At 70.2% G+C, this 14,914-nt stretch carries 11 protein-coding genes; 4 read left to right on the top strand and 7 right to left on the bottom strand.

The features are described from left to right. Positions 1-207 precede the first annotated feature (207 nt). A complete protein-coding gene (locus tag AC4MBH_RS24425) occupies positions 208-2,970 on the top strand; it encodes a helix-turn-helix transcriptional regulator (RefSeq protein ID WP_491798032.1) in 2,763 nt (920 codons plus the stop codon). Positions 2,971-3,035: 65 nt separating this feature from the next. On the opposite strand, the gene AC4MBH_RS24420 is transcribed toward AC4MBH_RS24425, so the two are convergent. From AC4MBH_RS24420 to AC4MBH_RS24400, 5 genes are all read right to left on the bottom strand, one after another. Then, on the bottom strand, positions 3,036-3,629 hold the full coding sequence (locus tag AC4MBH_RS24420; protein WP_491798019.1) for a protoglobin domain-containing protein: 594 nt from the start codon (positions 3,627-3,629) through the stop codon (positions 3,036-3,038). Between the two features lie 209 nt (positions 3,630-3,838). Continuing rightward, complete coding sequence (locus AC4MBH_RS24415) at positions 3,839-4,645, bottom strand: MBL fold metallo-hydrolase (protein WP_491798018.1); 807 nt, start codon at positions 4,643-4,645, stop codon at positions 3,839-3,841. Between the two features lie 112 nt (positions 4,646-4,757). Beyond that, on the bottom strand, positions 4,758-5,630 hold the full coding sequence (locus AC4MBH_RS24410; RefSeq protein WP_491798017.1) for an alpha/beta hydrolase: 873 nt from the start codon (positions 5,628-5,630) through the stop codon (positions 4,758-4,760). A 54-nt stretch (positions 5,631-5,684) separates the two neighbouring features. Beyond that, positions 5,685-6,509: an alpha/beta fold hydrolase gene (locus AC4MBH_RS24405; RefSeq protein WP_491798016.1), complete on the bottom strand. Its 825-nt coding sequence runs from the start codon at positions 6,507-6,509 to the stop codon at positions 5,685-5,687. A gap of 110 nt (positions 6,510-6,619) precedes the next feature. Further along, entirely contained in the window at positions 6,620-7,537 is a 918-nt protein-coding gene (locus tag AC4MBH_RS24400; protein WP_491798015.1) for an alpha/beta fold hydrolase, read from the bottom strand. Between the two features lie 256 nt (positions 7,538-7,793). Here AC4MBH_RS24400 and AC4MBH_RS24395 point away from each other — a divergent pair, with 256 nt between their 5' ends. Together AC4MBH_RS24395 and AC4MBH_RS24390 are read left to right on the top strand one after the other, a co-directional pair. Further along, positions 7,794-10,577 carry a LuxR C-terminal-related transcriptional regulator gene (locus AC4MBH_RS24395; protein WP_491798014.1) on the top strand — a complete coding sequence of 928 codons (2,784 nt, stop codon included), beginning with the start codon at positions 7,794-7,796 and terminating at the stop codon, positions 10,575-10,577. 280 nt (positions 10,578-10,857) lie between these two features. After that, positions 10,858-11,841, top strand: coding sequence for a helix-turn-helix domain-containing protein (locus tag AC4MBH_RS24390; protein ID WP_491798013.1), 984 nt, complete (start codon positions 10,858-10,860; stop codon positions 11,839-11,841). A 1,735-nt stretch (positions 11,842-13,576) separates the two neighbouring features. Here AC4MBH_RS24390 and AC4MBH_RS24385 read toward each other — a convergent pair. Continuing rightward, positions 13,577-13,810 carry a hypothetical protein gene (locus AC4MBH_RS24385; RefSeq protein ID WP_491798012.1) on the bottom strand — a complete coding sequence of 78 codons (234 nt, stop codon included), beginning with the start codon at positions 13,808-13,810 and terminating at the stop codon, positions 13,577-13,579. A gap of 191 nt (positions 13,811-14,001) precedes the next feature. Then, a complete protein-coding gene (locus AC4MBH_RS24380; RefSeq protein ID WP_491794685.1) occupies positions 14,002-14,304 on the bottom strand; it encodes a hypothetical protein in 303 nt (100 codons plus the stop codon). Between the two features lie 45 nt (positions 14,305-14,349). Here AC4MBH_RS24380 and AC4MBH_RS24375 point away from each other — a divergent pair, with 45 nt between their 5' ends. Beyond that, positions 14,350-14,745 carry a hypothetical protein gene (locus AC4MBH_RS24375; RefSeq protein ID WP_491798011.1) on the top strand — a complete coding sequence of 132 codons (396 nt, stop codon included), beginning with the start codon at positions 14,350-14,352 and terminating at the stop codon, positions 14,743-14,745. Positions 14,746-14,914: the final 169 nt, after the last annotated feature.

The following is a 14,914-nucleotide window of genomic DNA, read 5'->3' as shown; positions in this document are numbered from 1 at the left end:
AGTCCTTCGCGATCTTGAGGTGCATCGGTCTACCCGCACGCCGTCGGGCGGCTGGGTGGAGACCAGCCGGGCGACTGGCACGCACAGCCGTACGTGTGGCACGTAGAGCCCGCGTCGGTACCCGGCGCGGCACCTACGTTGGCAGCGGTCGTCAAGAACGGCACCACCCAGGCAGGTGTCGACCGCACCGAGGCAGGCAGGACGCTCATGCACACCGACACAGGACCCGGGACTCGCCCTTCGTCGGGGTGCGCACAGTCGGGCGGACCGAGCGCTCACGCTGGCGGTGAGGTGGAACGGGTAGGTGCGCCGAGGCCGTTCGAGCACCTCGCTGTCGCGGTGCAGACCCGGCTTGCGGCCGGACACGGCATCGCGGTCACGGTCACCGGTCGCGCTGGTGCTGGAAAGACCCACCTCCTCGAGACCGTCGCCGCGGCGTGTGCGGATGTGGGGAACGTCTTCCGGCTGTCGGGTGCGCGTGCGGAGTCCGTGCTGGGTCTCGCCGTCGCCGATCGTGTTGCGGGCCAGCTCGGTACGCGGAGCGGACCCGAGGACGTCGCGATCCGGGCCGCCGTCGCACGCTGGCGTCGCGGCACGGCAGCCGGTCGGCTGGACCGCGCGACGATGGACGCCTTCGTCGAACTGGTCACGGCCCACGCTGTTCGACGGCCGACGGTGCTCCTGCTCGACGACGCCGAGTGGTTCGACGAGGACTCTCACCAGGTGCTCACCTACGCCGCGCGGCGCCTGACTCACGTCCCAGTTGCGTTCATCGTCGCTGGCCGCCGCCTGGACCGTGATCTATACCAGGGCTTCGACGCGGTGCGCCCCCAGCCGCTCGACCCGGCCGCAGCTCGACGTCTGCTTCACCAGCACGGTGGCGTCGAGGTCGACGACGTGGTCGCTGCGGCGCTTGCTGTGGACTGCGACGGTCTCCCCGGTGCCGTGGTCGATGTCGCGCAGGCGCTCGCCCGGCAGCCCCATCGTCCGGGTGATCTGTTGTGCTGGCCGCTGCCCGTAAGCGCGGCGTACTGCGAGACCGTCCTGGCGGACTGGCCGCCACTCTCGCCGGCGGCATGGCTCTGGCTGCTGGTGGCAGCCTCCGATCCCGACCGCTGCATCCGCACGGTCCACGCCGCAGCGCGGGCGCTCGGGATCCCTGCGGACGCCCACGCCGAGGCCGAGGCCGCCGGCTTGGTCCGTGTCTCGGACCCGATCTTGTTCGCCAACCCGTTCCTGCCCACCGTCATCCGGGCTCGCGCATCCGCGCCTGAGATCCGGCGCATCCACGCGGTCCTCGCGACCGCGGCGCGACTGACCGGGACACCCGCGGCGCGCGCCTGGCACCTCGCTGGCGCGAACGCCCTCCCCAAGGATGACGTCGCGGAGGAGGTCTGGGCGGTCGCAGAGGCGTTCCGCGCCCCGATGACGTTCCTGCAGCGCGCCACACTGATGACCAGGGCCGCCGAGCTGTCCGTCGAACCAGGCCGCCGCCTTCGACGACTGGAGCAGGCGGCGCAGCAGGCGGCGCTGGCGGGCGCCACGTCGATGGCGGACGCCCTCACCATCGCCTCGCTCGAGCCCGGCGCACCGCGACCGACACCGACCGCAGCCGCTGGGCTGCACGACCTCCTCAGTACCTACTCCCGCGACATCAGCACTGGCAGAAGCGGCGGCAACAGCGCGGACGACAGGCCGGAGACACCGGATGCGGTGGTTCGACGTCTGGCTCGTACGCGCGGCCAGTGGCGCGATGGGAGCTTTGCCAGCGACCTGCTCGATGCGCTCCTGCTTGCGGAGAGCGGCGGCGTGGTGGTGGCCCGCCCGCAGCTTGAGGCTGCTGTCCGAGGCATCCTGCGCGCTGGTGACGCTGATCTTGCGGCCCTGGCGCCGTTCGGTGTGACCGCGGCCCTGCTGGTCTGGGACGCCAACGGAGTCCGTGCCCTGATCGCCGCTGGTCGCGCCGCTGCCGCAGCACGACAGGGCGGTGGATCCCTGCGGGCGCTCGACGGGCTCGCTGACGCCGGCAGCCTCGTCCTCGGTACCGACATCCGTCTGCACCACGTCCCGGGCCCGGGCCCTGGCCGGCGACCCGACTCGGTCGTCAATCGGGGCCCCGACGTGCGACCCGGCCCGGAGGTAGGCGTGCTGCCGGCGGTGGTGCCCGGCAGTCTCACGCGCAGGCTCGGGAGCTTGTTCGCCGAAGGTGCTCACCGTGACGCCCTCGCAGTGGTCCTGGACCCGGCCGCAGATCCGGAGATGCCAACGACACCGGTGATCTGGTGGGCCTTGCGCGGCGGATTGTTCCTGGGCGATGTCATCGACGCAGCCGTGCACAGCGGGGACCGTGCGCTTGCTGCGGCAAAGTTGGTCGAGCTCGAGAGCCTCGCGGCGGCCCTGGGCAGCCCGTGGGCGGACGGCATCGTCGCCCGCTGCCGAGCCCTGGTCGATGACGAAGCAGCGGCCCCCCACTTCGTCCAGGCACTCGAGCTACTCAGCTCGGTGGACGCGATCGGTGAGGTCGGGCGGACCCACCTGCTGTACGGGGAGTGGCTGCGCCGCCAGCGGCGGCGCGGCGCCGCCGCGCAGCAGTTGGCCGCAGCCAGCAGCCTGTTGGCACGCATCGGTCATCCGCTGCACGTGCGAGCAGACCGCGGGCTCGCGCTCGTCGATGGTGACGCCCGCGCCGCCAGGACACCCATCGTCGGCGCGCCGCTTCGGCCCGGGCTCCGGCGCGCGGCCCAGTATCTGACCCAGCAGGAGTACGCCGTGGCGCGGCTCGCCGCCAGCGGGGCCCGCAACGCCGAGATCGCCGAGCAGCTCGTCGTCAGTCGGCACACGGTCGACTACCACCTGCGTAAGGTCTACCGGAAGCTCGACATCTCCGACCGCCGTGCTCTCGCCCGGCTCCTGCACGGGACCGTACGCCGCGCCGACGGCCCGCCTGCCCCCGAGGAGCGACCCGCCTGACTCGACCTGGCGGGGCACCTCGTGGCCTCGGCGCTCGCCGCCGTGGGCAGCACCGACGACGCCACCTACCAGGCGTCGCCGGCGTAGGGCTGAGACCACAGCGCGATCTGGAGCGTGACGCTCTTAAGCCACGCCTGGTGCATCACGTCGACCTCCTCGGACGTGTGGCCCTTGGCGGCGAGGAAGGGCCGCACGGTGATGGTGATGGGTGCGATGAACGCGATGAGGTGCCGCAGCGGGATGGAGGGCACCGACCTGGCGCCGTCGGTGAGGTTCTTCTTGGCGGTCGTGTGTCGCAGCGCCATCTCGTTCTGGTACGCGAGCCAGTCGGCGTCGTAGTCGCGGTTGCAGGTGTCGAGGATCCACTGGCCGAATCGGGCGCGGACCCGGGCGAGGTACTCAGGGATCGGGTCGCCCTCAGGCGTGGAGAAGTAGGCGAGAAGGTGCGGGTGTGCGCCGACGAAGCCGTACCAGACGTCGAGGACGGCCTCGATCTGGTCGGTGAGGACCTCACTGGCCTGACGGAGCGCGGCACGGTCGGCGTCCCCGAACAGCGTGGAGGCGAACAGTACGTCGAGGTCGGCAGGGGTCACCGGGGAAAGGTCGAGGTCGGAGTCGTAGGTGTAGCCGGGGATGGCCGGGTTGGTGGTGGTCGTCATCGAAGGTCCTCATCTCTTGGTGGGTCACATGGGGCGGCTGGATAGGGCGTGTGAGCGACTGGGCGGCTCGGTTGCTGGGGACGAGGCAGTCGCGGAGCTCGGCGCAGGCCCGGGCGTCGGCGAGCAGGTCGTCGTTGTCCATGTCGTGTCCATGTCGCGTCCAGGTCGCCGGTCGGGTGGCCGGTCATGGGTCTCCGTCGAGGTTGGGGTCAGGCCGACAGGGTGATGAGGTGGTGCCGTTCGCCGGGTGCGGGCCACAGGACGCGGGAGCGGAAGTCGGGTGGGGCGGCTGCGAAGGCGCCCGCCAGCGCGGCTGGGGCCTCGGAGAAGTGGGACCAGCCCTCGTGGTGGACGGGGACGACGACCTGCGGGTTGACGCGGGTGGCCAGCTCGACGCCGTCGGTTGCGCGCATCGAGTAGGAGACCGGGCCGGTGAGGGGGAACCGGACGCGCCCGAGGTGGAGGACGAGGACGTCGATGTCGAAGGAGGAGGCCACGGTGCGGAGTCCTCGGTGCAGGACGGAGTCGCCGGTGACCCATGTGGCGGGGACTTCTCCGGACGGGGATTGGATGATGAACCCGACGACGGCGCCGACGATGGGCCGTGACAGCGGCGGACCGTGTCGGGCCGGGGTCGCGGTGACGTGCAGGTCCGGCCGTCCAGGGGCGCGCAGCGTGTGCATCGACCACGGCCGAAGCCCGTGGACGTGGTCGAGCTGGCGGTAGTGCTGGAGGCGGCGGCTGCCGGGGACGGTGGTGAGCACCGACCCCGCAGCGGGCAGCAGCGCGCGACCGGCATCGTCGAGGTTGTCGGCGTGGTGGTCGTGGCTGAGAAGGACCGAATCCACGTCGCCGACCTCGCCGGCGGGATAGGCCGGTCCGGCCGTCTTGCGCGAGGAGGTTCCCCAGCCGAACTCGTACCGTCGACCTGGCGGGTCGAAGGTCGGGTCGGTCAGGAGGCGCCAGCCGGCCACCTCGAGCAGCACGGTCGGGCCGCCCAGGTGGGTCAGGTGCACGACGCGCTCCCGCCGCTCTCGGGCTGGCGCACCGGGGTCCACGAGCAGGTGGAGCGGCGCGTCGCGCGGCGGGTGTGTCGTGTGGCTGACCCACACTGGGCGGTGGCGTTCATCAGCGGCTGGTGGCGCTGCTGGTGACCGGCGCGGCGTGGGTCAGGGCCCACTCGAGCGCGTAGTTGGCGACGGCCTCCCACCCGGGTTCGGCGCAGGTCCAGTGCGATCGGCCGTCGAACAGGTGGTAGTCGGTGAACGACTCGCTGTGGCGGTACTTGCGGTAGTTCGCGCGGTTCACGCTCGGCGGCATGATGTGGTCGTTGCCGCCGGCGATGAACAGCAGCGGGGCCCGCTCGTCAGCCTTGTAGTCCACCCAGGTCTCCTGGTGGCCCGGCTTGAAGTTCGCGATTAGGCCGTAGTCCCACACCCACCGTCCGGGCGCCGCGATGGCGTACCTCTCGTAGGCGGCCTGGGCGGTGTCCTCGTCGAGGGTGTTGGTGAAGGCGTAGTGGAACTGCTTGGGAGTAAACCCGACCGCCTTGTGCCGCTTGGTGGGGTTGTTGAGCGCCGGGAACAGTGATCGGACCTGCGAGGGCGGGTTCACCCGCACGCCTTCGGTGGGGGCGGAGTCGATCGCGACCCCTGCCGCCCCGAGCCCGCGGGCCAGGAGCAGCTGGGTGAAGGCGCCCCCGAAGGAGTGGCCCATGATGATCGGCGGCGTGGGCACCGAGGCGACCACCGAGGCCAGGTGGTCGATGGTCTCGGTGATGTCGCAGTCGGCGATGGTGCTCGGGTCGGCGCGCAGCGCCTCGACCTCGACCTCGAACCCCGGGTAGGCCGGGGTGAGGACTTTGAAGCCGCGGGACTCGTAGTACGGGACCCAGTGCTCCCAGCTCCGCGGGGTGACCCACAGGCCGTGCACCAGCACGATCGTGTCGGGCTGGTCCGGACGTTCGGACGGCGTCGCGGACGTCTCAGGTGATTCAGACATGTCGTTCCTTCTTTCCACGGACGCTGGGCGCCCGAAGTGGAGTGGGGTCGGTGGTCAGGACGTGAGGAAGGCGAGGAGGTCCTCGTTGAGCTGGTCCTTGTGGGTGTCGGTGATGCCGTGCGGGGCGCCGGCGTAGGTCTTGAGCTTGGCGCCCTCGACCCGTTCGGCGGACTTCTTGCCGCAGACCTCGTACGGGACGACCTGGTCGTCGTCGCCGTGGATGACCAGGGTGGGGACGTCGACCTTGTCGAGGTCGGGTCGAAAGTCGGTGGCGGAGAACGCGGTGATGCACTCGTAGGCGTTGCGGGCTCCGGCTTGCAGCCCCTGAAGCCAGAACGCGTCGCGCATCCCACGCGAGGGGTCCTGCCCCTCGCGGTTGTTGCCGAAGAACGGGCCGTCGGCGAGGTCCCTGTAGGTCTGGGACCGGTCGGTCAGGGAGCCGGCGCGGATGCCGTCAAAGACGCCGATCGGGACCCCATCGGGGTTGTCGTCGGTCTGCAGCATGAAGGGCGGGACGGCCGAGACGAGGACGAGCTGGGCGATGCGGTCGGTGCCGTGGCGGCCGATGTAGCGGGTGACCTCGCCACCGCCGGTGGAGAACCCGACGAGGGTGACCTCGCGCAGGTCGAGGTGGTCGATGAGGGTGGCGAGGTCGTCGGCGTAGGTGTCCATCTCGTTGCCGTGCCAGGTTTGGGTGGACCGGCCGTGGCCGCGGCGGTCGTGGGCGATGGCACGGAAGCCGTTCTCGGCGAGGAAGTGCTGCTGGGCCTCCCTCGAGTCGGCGTTGAGCGGCCAACCGTGGGCGAGGATCACGGGGCGGCCGGCGCCCCAGTCCTTGTAGTAGATCTGGGCTCCGTCGGAGGCGGTCACGAAGGGCATGGCGGTCTTCTTCCCTGATGGGTGCAGCGGTGGGTGCAGCGGGGGCGACCGAGGGACGGCCGGTTGCGGCCCGGTCGGGGTGGGCGGCGCTCTGCAGTGGCTGTCGGGGCTCAGTTCTCGCGGTCGGCGCGCAGGATGAAGTCGACGACCTTGCTCGGCTTGGTGAGCAGGAGTGCGTGGCTGCTGTTGAAGCCCTGGCGCGTAGCCCTCATCCGGGCGGCCATGGCTCGCTGCGCCTCGGGCGGGATGACGTGGTCGTTGTTGGCGACCATGAAGTAGGTCGGGATCGTCTTCCAGCCGGGCTCTGCGGCCGGGACGATGAGAGAGGACAGTGCCGAGGGGCGCTGCGCCGAGGCCATCACGCGGGTCAGCTTGCGCGGGAGGTCGGCGGCGAAGATCTCGGGGAACTTGCTCGGCTTGATGACGGCGTCACCGTCACCCTCGGGGGCGCCCGGGTAGGGCCGGACGACGATGTTCTCGATGACCTCGCTGTGGCCGCCGCCGAGGTCGTTCGCGGTCGCGATGTTCTCGCCCTCCTTCAACCCGTACGCGGCGACGTAGACGAGCGCGACGACGTTGTCGTTGCCGGTCGAGGCCTCGCCGATGACCGCGCCGCCGTAGGAGTGCCCGACGAGGATGACCGGGCCGCGCAGGGACGACAAGTAGGCCCGCAGGTAGGTGGCGTCGTTGGCGATGCCGCGCAACGGGTTGGCCCAGGCGTGGACAGAGTAGCCGCGCTTCTTGAGGTCGAGGCTCACCTCGTTCCAGCCGGACGCGTCGGCGAACGCGCCGTGCACGAGCACGACGGTGGCCCGCTTCCCCTGGGGGGCACGGGCGGCGACCTCGCGCACGAGGCTCGGTGCGGCCTTGCCGTTGAGGACGGTGACGCTGCCGGCGGGGGTGTCCTTGGTGGTCGCGGCCTGGGTGGCCGGCGAGGTGACGACGAACGCCAGGGCCGCTACGACGGCGAGTACCGCCGTGAGCGCGACCAGGGCGGCGGATCGGCGGGACGGTGGGGACAGGTGCATGTCGAGGGCTCCTTGGGAGGTAGTGCGCGGCGACCCGAGCGGCGGTGTCGGTCCGCCCCGTCGAACACCAGCGATCCTCAGCGCCCCACGTGGGTGCCCGCATCCCGGACGACGCGTAGTCACTGGCTACGCGATCTGACCCGTACGCGTCGGTGGTCGCCGCGGTCGAGCCCGGCACGTCCGGCGCGCAGCGTGACGGTGTCCGCGGCGGCGACGACACCCGACCGTCGTTCGACGGGCGCCGTATCGTCGGTACGTGAGCTCGCCGCCGAGTGGCTTCCGGCCCGGGACCGGCGACGGCCTGGTCGGACGCGACCACGCGCTCGAGGTTGTCCGGGAGCTCCTGCACAGCGGAGCCAGGGCCGCGGCCGTCACCGGCATACCCGGGGCCGGCAAGACCGCGCTGCTCTCGGTCATCGCCGGCACCCAGGCCGCCGACGGGTCCCTCGTCCTCCCCATCACGTGCCAGGTCTTCGACCAGGACCTGTCCTTCGTGGCCCTGCTCGACCTGCTGACCATTGGGCCCGACTCCGCTGCCGTGCTCGACCTCGTCGTCCCCGACCCCACCGACCCCACCCCGGCAGACCCCCTCCGCCTACGGCTCGCGCTGCTCGAGTGGCTGCAACGACTAGCCGAGGACCGGCCCGTGCTCGTCACCATCGACGACGCCCAGTGGTGCGACGCCAGCTCGCTGTCCGTCGTGTCGTTCGTCGTCAACCGCCTCGCGGAGTCCCGCGTCTCGTTCCTGGTGGCCGCGCGCCACGACGAGGCGCCCGGTGCGCTCGACCGCCTCCCACAGGTGCCGCTCCCACCCCTGAACGACCGCGACGCGTCCACGTTGCTGCGCGAAGCCGGTCTCACCCTCGACGCGCTCGTCCTGCCCTCGGTCCTCGAGCGGTCCGCTGGGAACCCGCTCGCGCTGCTCGAGCTCGGCCGCGCATCCACCGACGGCGCCGCGGGCCACGTCGGACTGTCCACGCTCGAGTGGGCGTTCGGCGCGCAGGTCGCGAACCTCCCCGAGGCGACCCGAGACATCCTGCTCCTGGCTGCCGCCGGAGGCACCGACCTGGCTGCGCTCGTCCGCGCCCGCTCAGGAGCGTTGGACGACCTGGCTCCCGCGGAGGTAGCCGGCCTGGTCCAGGTCAGCGGCCACGAAGTCCACTTCCGCCACCCCCTGGTTCGCTCGGCGACGTACGCTTCGGTCCCGATCGCGGAGCGACTCGCCGCCCACGCGGTCCTCGCGACGGCCCACGACGACGTCGAGCGCGTTGCCTGGCACCGCGCTCAAGCCACCGTGTCGCCGGATGAGGAGGTCGCGCACGCCGCGGCCCACGCTGCCGAGCTCGCATCGCAACGCGGCGCCTCCGCCGAGGCCGCCCGGTTCATGGTGCGCGCTTCCCAGCTCAGCCCCAGCCGCCAGCGGCGCGAGGAACGGCTCTTGAAGGCGGTCGTCATGATGGCGACCGCCGGCAACTTCGAGTGGGTCGTCAGCGTCGGCAACCAGCTTCAGGCCGACGCCGCAGACCCTTCCGTCGCACTGCAGGCCACGCACTACATCGCCTACGCCCTGGCGCAGACCGGGCGATCCTCCGCGGCTCGCAGGGAACTCAACCGGGCCCTCGAAGGGCTGCTCGAGGTTGACCCACTTCTCGGCTTGGCGTCCCTGACCACCCTGGCGGTCCTCACCTACCGCGCAGGGTGGGACACCGCTGACGTCGAGCGGTGGGCGCGGGCCTACGACGCCGCGCCCGCACTCGACCCCACCCCGTTCCCAGCGCTCATGGCGGCGCAACGCGCCTGGATCCGGGCCCAGATCGACCCCCTCGCACCGCACGAGGACATCATCGACCTCATCCACCAGGCACCGGTGCCGAACTACCCACCGCCGTGGGACGCGACCCACGAGATGCTGCTCGGGGCGGCCGGCTGGCTCCTCGACGAGCCTGTCGTCGCCATCGAACGGTTCGAGCGCTCTGTTGCGTTCCAGGAGCGCGCAGGCGCCATGGACGACGTCACCCAGACCCTCACCGGACTCGCGCTCGTCCAGTACACCGTCGGCAACTACGACGCGGTCTCCAACGCGAGCCGCCTCGTCATCGACATCGCTGAGGCGCGCCACCAGGACCCCGCCGGCGCGGACGGGCGGGAGCTGCGGGCACGAGTCGACGGCATCCAGGGCCGCGTCCAGGCCGCCGGCGAGGTGTGCGACCAGATCCTCCGAGACACCGCCGGTGGGAAGAACCTCTCGCTCGAGCTCAGTGTCCGACTCACCAGGTCGTGGATCCGCCTGGCCGAGTCCGACGTGCTCGGCGCCTGGAACGAGATGCGGTGGCTCTTCGGTGACGACGGCCACCCGCGGCATCCACACATCTGCTACCGCGAGCTCGGCCACTACGCCTCGGTCGCGGCCCGCGTCGGCGCCCTCGACGACCTCGCTCGCGTCCTGCAGGTCGCCGAGGCACGGATCCGAGATCCTCGCCCCTATCACCGGTTGCAGCTCAGCCGGGCCCGCGCGTTGCTGGGTGGGGGCGACTCCGAGCAGTGCCACCTCGAAGCAGTCAACGGCGCCGCTGCGAGTCGGTGGCCGTTCGAGCACGCGAGCTCCCAGCTCGAGTACGGCGCGTGGCTTCGCCGTCGACACCGCCAAGGCGAGGGCCGCCGGTACCTGCAGGCCGCGTTGGACACCTTCACCCGACTCGGCACCCCGGTGAACGCCGACCTCGCCCGCGCCGAGCTCCGCGCCGCCGGGATCGCCACCGAGGCCCCAGCGCCGACCGCGTGGGCGCAGCTGACCAGCCAGGAGCGAGAGGTCGTCCGTCACGCCGCCGCCGGGATGACGAACCCCGAGATCGCGACCGCGCTGTTCCTGTCCCCACGGACCGTCTCGACGCACCTGTACAAGGCGTTCCCCAAGCTCGGCGTGACCTCACGCGCACAGCTGCGCGACGTCGTCCCTGCCGAGCTCCACCGTCAGGCCCGCGGGGGCCGACCGCGTGAGACGACGAGCTCGGGCGCCGGATCGGCCGAGGACCCGTTGTAGCGGACGCCCAGCGAGGCCGCATGACCTCCGCGGCACCGCAGATACGTCAGTCGTCCGATACCGCCAGCCCACCGAGGATGCGAGCCTCGAGGACGGACGAGCCGGGTGACCGGACCAGCACCGCCGATCTCCGAAGCCGGGAAGTCCCAGGCCGTCCAAGCAAGCAACCCAACTTCGCCCGCCTATTAGGAGGCTCGTGACGTCTGGCGACCCACGTCCTCCTGGGGACAGACAGGGGCCGCCTCGCAACGTGGGCGTCAAGTGAGCAACGGAGGCCCGCATGCTGCACCTCGACACCGCCGAGATCGCGCCGGAGGACCGGTTCGAGCTCGTCCACGACCTGCTCCGCGAGTCGTCGAAGGCGGACGCGGTCGAGCTGGATAAGGAGCGGGTGCGCGCCACGGTGGTCGTGACGCAGCTCGGGTCCGCGACGATCTTCAACACCGACTCCAGCTCGATGCGGTTGATCCGCAAGTCCCGGGTCTCGCGCAACGCACAGGACGACATGATCGTGATCGGTCTGCAGTGGAACGGTGTGGGACGCATGGACAGCTGCGGCAGGCAGCGGTTCGTCAAGCCCGGCGAGCTCGTCGTTGCCGACGTGACCCGCCCCTACGACTGGTCCTGGGTAGGAGACGGCGCCTCCGGGTCCTTCCAGGTGCCTCGAGCAATCACCGGCCTGTCGGTGGATGCTGCACGCAGCGCCGCGCTGAACCTCAGGCCGACCCCGTTGGCCAACCTGCTCAGTCGACACCTGGTCAGCGTGCTGCAGGACGTCCAGGCGATCTCACGGTCCGCAGCAGCCCAGACGGTGGCTGATGTCACGCTGCAGCTCTCCTGCGCCGTGCTTGTCGAAGCGGCGGCCGGCGCCAGCGGTGAGCGGGTCATGACCGACGCGACCGAGACGACGCTGTCAGCCCAGTTCCAGGCCTACGTTGAGCAGAACCTGCGGGACCCCGGTCTGACCCCGGATCGGATCGCGGCCGCGCTGGCTGTCTCGCGCCGCCACTTGTACCGGGTGTGCGGTCAAGGCGAGTTGAGCATCGAGCAGCAGATCATCTCGCGCCGGCTCGCCCTCGCACACACCGAGCTGACCGCGCCGGCACGGGCAGGCCGGTCGATCGCCGACGTCGCGCACTCGGTCGGGTTCCGCGACGTCGACCACTTCCGCCGGCGGTTCAAGCAGGCCTACGGCCTCACACCGCAGGAGTGTCGCCAGCAGGCCCGCTCAGGACGCCAGCCTCGCCAAGCTCGCCAGACGTGATCGCAGAGCATTGCGTCACCACAGGCGCCGCGCCTGCCCGCGCCGGCGGTGGTGCTCACCGTCATCGGCTCGGCGGGCTCGACCCGGAGCTACGCCGCCTGTAAGCCGACCCCGCCGGCCGGCATGACCACGACGGCGGGCGGCGGCGTCCCTCGCCGAGCACCGCCTCGCCCGGCTCATCGACGCCAGGGCCACTCGAGCCCGGGTCAGGGCGCGGCGACCCAGAAGACCGTCCACCCGATCTCGGAGCGCCACGCGGACGGGTCGAGTTTGCCCCGCGGCCCGACCAGGTAGGTCTCCCGGATCGGGCCCGCCACCGCGAGTGCGTTGGCGACGACCCAGGCGCCGACCTCGCCGTGGGTGTCGATGTCGTCGTGCTCGCCGACGTGGCGACCACCTGTCGCTCACGCCTTCGAGACGGCGGCACCGGGTCGTTCGGAGGAATCAACCGCCGTAGCGAACGAACGTGAGCTGCCCATCGAACTCGAGGCGGACCGGGGCGTCATGTCGGTCTTTGCCCACCCGACCGGATCGAGAACCGCGACTCCTCCGGGTGCTGCCCTTTCGCTGAGGCCGTGGGCGAGGTCGGCCCAAGCCCGAACCCGGCGAGTAGGCCAAGCCGATTCATGCCGAATCACTGCGAATCACTGCTAATCACCAATCCGTGTCAACCAAGCCTGAAACTGCGCCATGCCGGCGGCTGGGCATCACCCGAGATCACGTCTGGGCATGCTGAATTAGGGGAGTGAACGGGGAGTATCGAGAGCCGGGTTGCCGCCCACCTGGCGGTCAGCCGGGCGGAGCCCGCAGCGCGGCAGAAGCAGGCGCATCGCCAAAGCAAGCTCGCTCGTCAACTATCGAACCTCCCTACGGCGAGTTGGCGCCGAACTACAGTCCGCCGTATGGCGCCTCAGGGAGCGACGACATGGTCCGTTCGAGCGAACTACTGGCAAGGGTGGCGCGCCCTGGGTGGCCGGCTTGCGTTCGACGGATTCAGATTGGTCTTCACGCCCCACGGTCTAGAGAAGGCTCTGGGTGGCGACACCAAGTGGGGCGCCTCGGTCGCCGACATTGTGGAGGTCGCGGTCGCCCGGCGAGGGTTCCCGCGCAAGTGTCTGTTTGTGCGGACCGTCGACGGGCGCGAAGCGCGATTTCTCGTTCCAAAGGTGGAGCAGGTTGCGGCACGATTGCAGGACGCACAGCAGCGCTGAGATCTCTCAGCCGATCGACAACCCCGCGCTCGCTGTCCGCGACATGGTCGGGCGGAGCTCGCAGCGCGGCAAGTGAGTGCGCTCGGTCTGAGACGATCGCAGTATGAAGAATCGGACGAGCCGATTGGCTAAGCGCAAGCCAGAGTGGGCGATCGTCGTTCGACGGCCAGACGGCTCCGGCCTTTACTACTGCGAGTCAGGCGGACGCCAGGGTCAGACAGAGTGGGGCCTAGCTTCCCAGGCGCGTCGATACGACTCGGAGGCAGCCGCCGCTTCCGTCGCCGCCGCGTTCGAGACCAACAGCGTGGCGCTGGAGTACCTGATTGTCCGCTTGCCGCAGTGAAACCGGACGCCCTGTCATCGGCATGAGCGGGCGTATCGCTCGCGACGGTCGTTGGCCGGCCGGAGTCTCTAGGACCCATTCACGGTCGTCGTCGCGGCCATCAGCGCGCCCGGAACCGAGCCGGCAGCGCGGCATGGCCGGGCGGAGCCCGGGGTGCGGCGTGGCCCGGTAGACGATGACGTCAGGCTGAGCGGTCGCTCTCAACAGCCCGCTGCGTGCGACCGTTCGCCCAGCGCAGCCCGATTATCGTCAGACCGGCGACGACGGCTATCCACAAGTAGCCGGGAAGTTCGCGGTCGAAGGCATCCATGAGGTACAGGGATCCGTAAAGCATCGCTGCGGGCGCAGTGAAGGCGATTACAAGCTGCCTCCAGTCCCGGATGGGATGGAAGAGCGGGACGTCAGGCAGTGCCATGCCAAGAAGTGTCCCACCGGGCCACGGTCCGCGCGCTACGAGAACACTTCTATGGTGCTCGACTCCAAGCGGCTCGAAAACGGCCCGGCCTTGAGGCATCCGCGCCAGACTCTCGGCATGACCGCGCACGCAGCGCGGCATGGTCGGGCGGAGCCCGCAGCGCGGCAAGAGCGGGCGGCAGGGTGACCGCCTCAAACCAGGTTGTCGTTGTCCTTCCTAGCCGATCGAATCTCGGCATAGGTGGTCTTCAGGTGACGTCGTGGAGAGCGCACGTACCAGGCGGCACCGATCCATCCCAGCAGGAAGACCCGCGAAACCCACCTCGCCCTGCTCAGCCCGGACGAGTCCCACGTTGAGGAAGGCCAAGTCAGCAGATCAATCAGTGCCCACAACCAGAATCCCGCCATTGTCAGCGCTACGACGATGACGGCGACGACCACGACCTGCCCCGAGGTCACGAGTGCAAGCACAACCGGGATGAGTTGCTCACGCACGTCGCGGAGCGTAGTCGTAGCCCCGCCGCACACCCTCAACTCGGCATGACCGCGCAGCTCGCGGCATGGTCGGGCGATGGTGTCGAGTGCCTGGCACCCAGGCTCGAAGCCTGTTCCCATGTGAGGCTGGCTGTGTCCGAGCGTGGAAAGGAAGACGGAGGAACAGTGAGCAAGTTACGAACAAGGGTTGCCCGTTCGCTGTTGCCAATCTCCGTAGCGGTGCTGGTTGTGATTCCAGTTGCCGTGTACTTCGTCGCAACGGCCATCTTTACCGCGACCGTGTGCAGCCGCAGGGACTTCACTGGAGAGTGCGGCGTGGCTCCGCTGGTCGGGTTCTTCTATGGGGGATGCGCTCTGTTGCTGGGTCTCGTCAGCCTTGCTTTCCTGACTCTCTGGTCGGCGATGTCAACGATGACCCAGCAGGACGACTCCTCTCAGTAGGCGTTGCGTGGACGCCCGACTCTCGGCACGTGCGCCCTCAGCGCGGCTACTAGAGACTCGACTGCAGGATCGGGGTCTGGCCAGACTGCGGTCTAGGTGACTGGCTGGGTGGCTCTCTGTGCGGCTGCCCACCGGGTGTTGGTGTGGCTCTTCCATGGTCTGCGACCGG

It is taken from the genome of Nocardioides sp. WJ219 (assembly GCF_058559815.1).
Note: the sequence above shows the minus strand (reverse complement) of the source record. Positions and strands in the feature narration are given on the sequence as shown.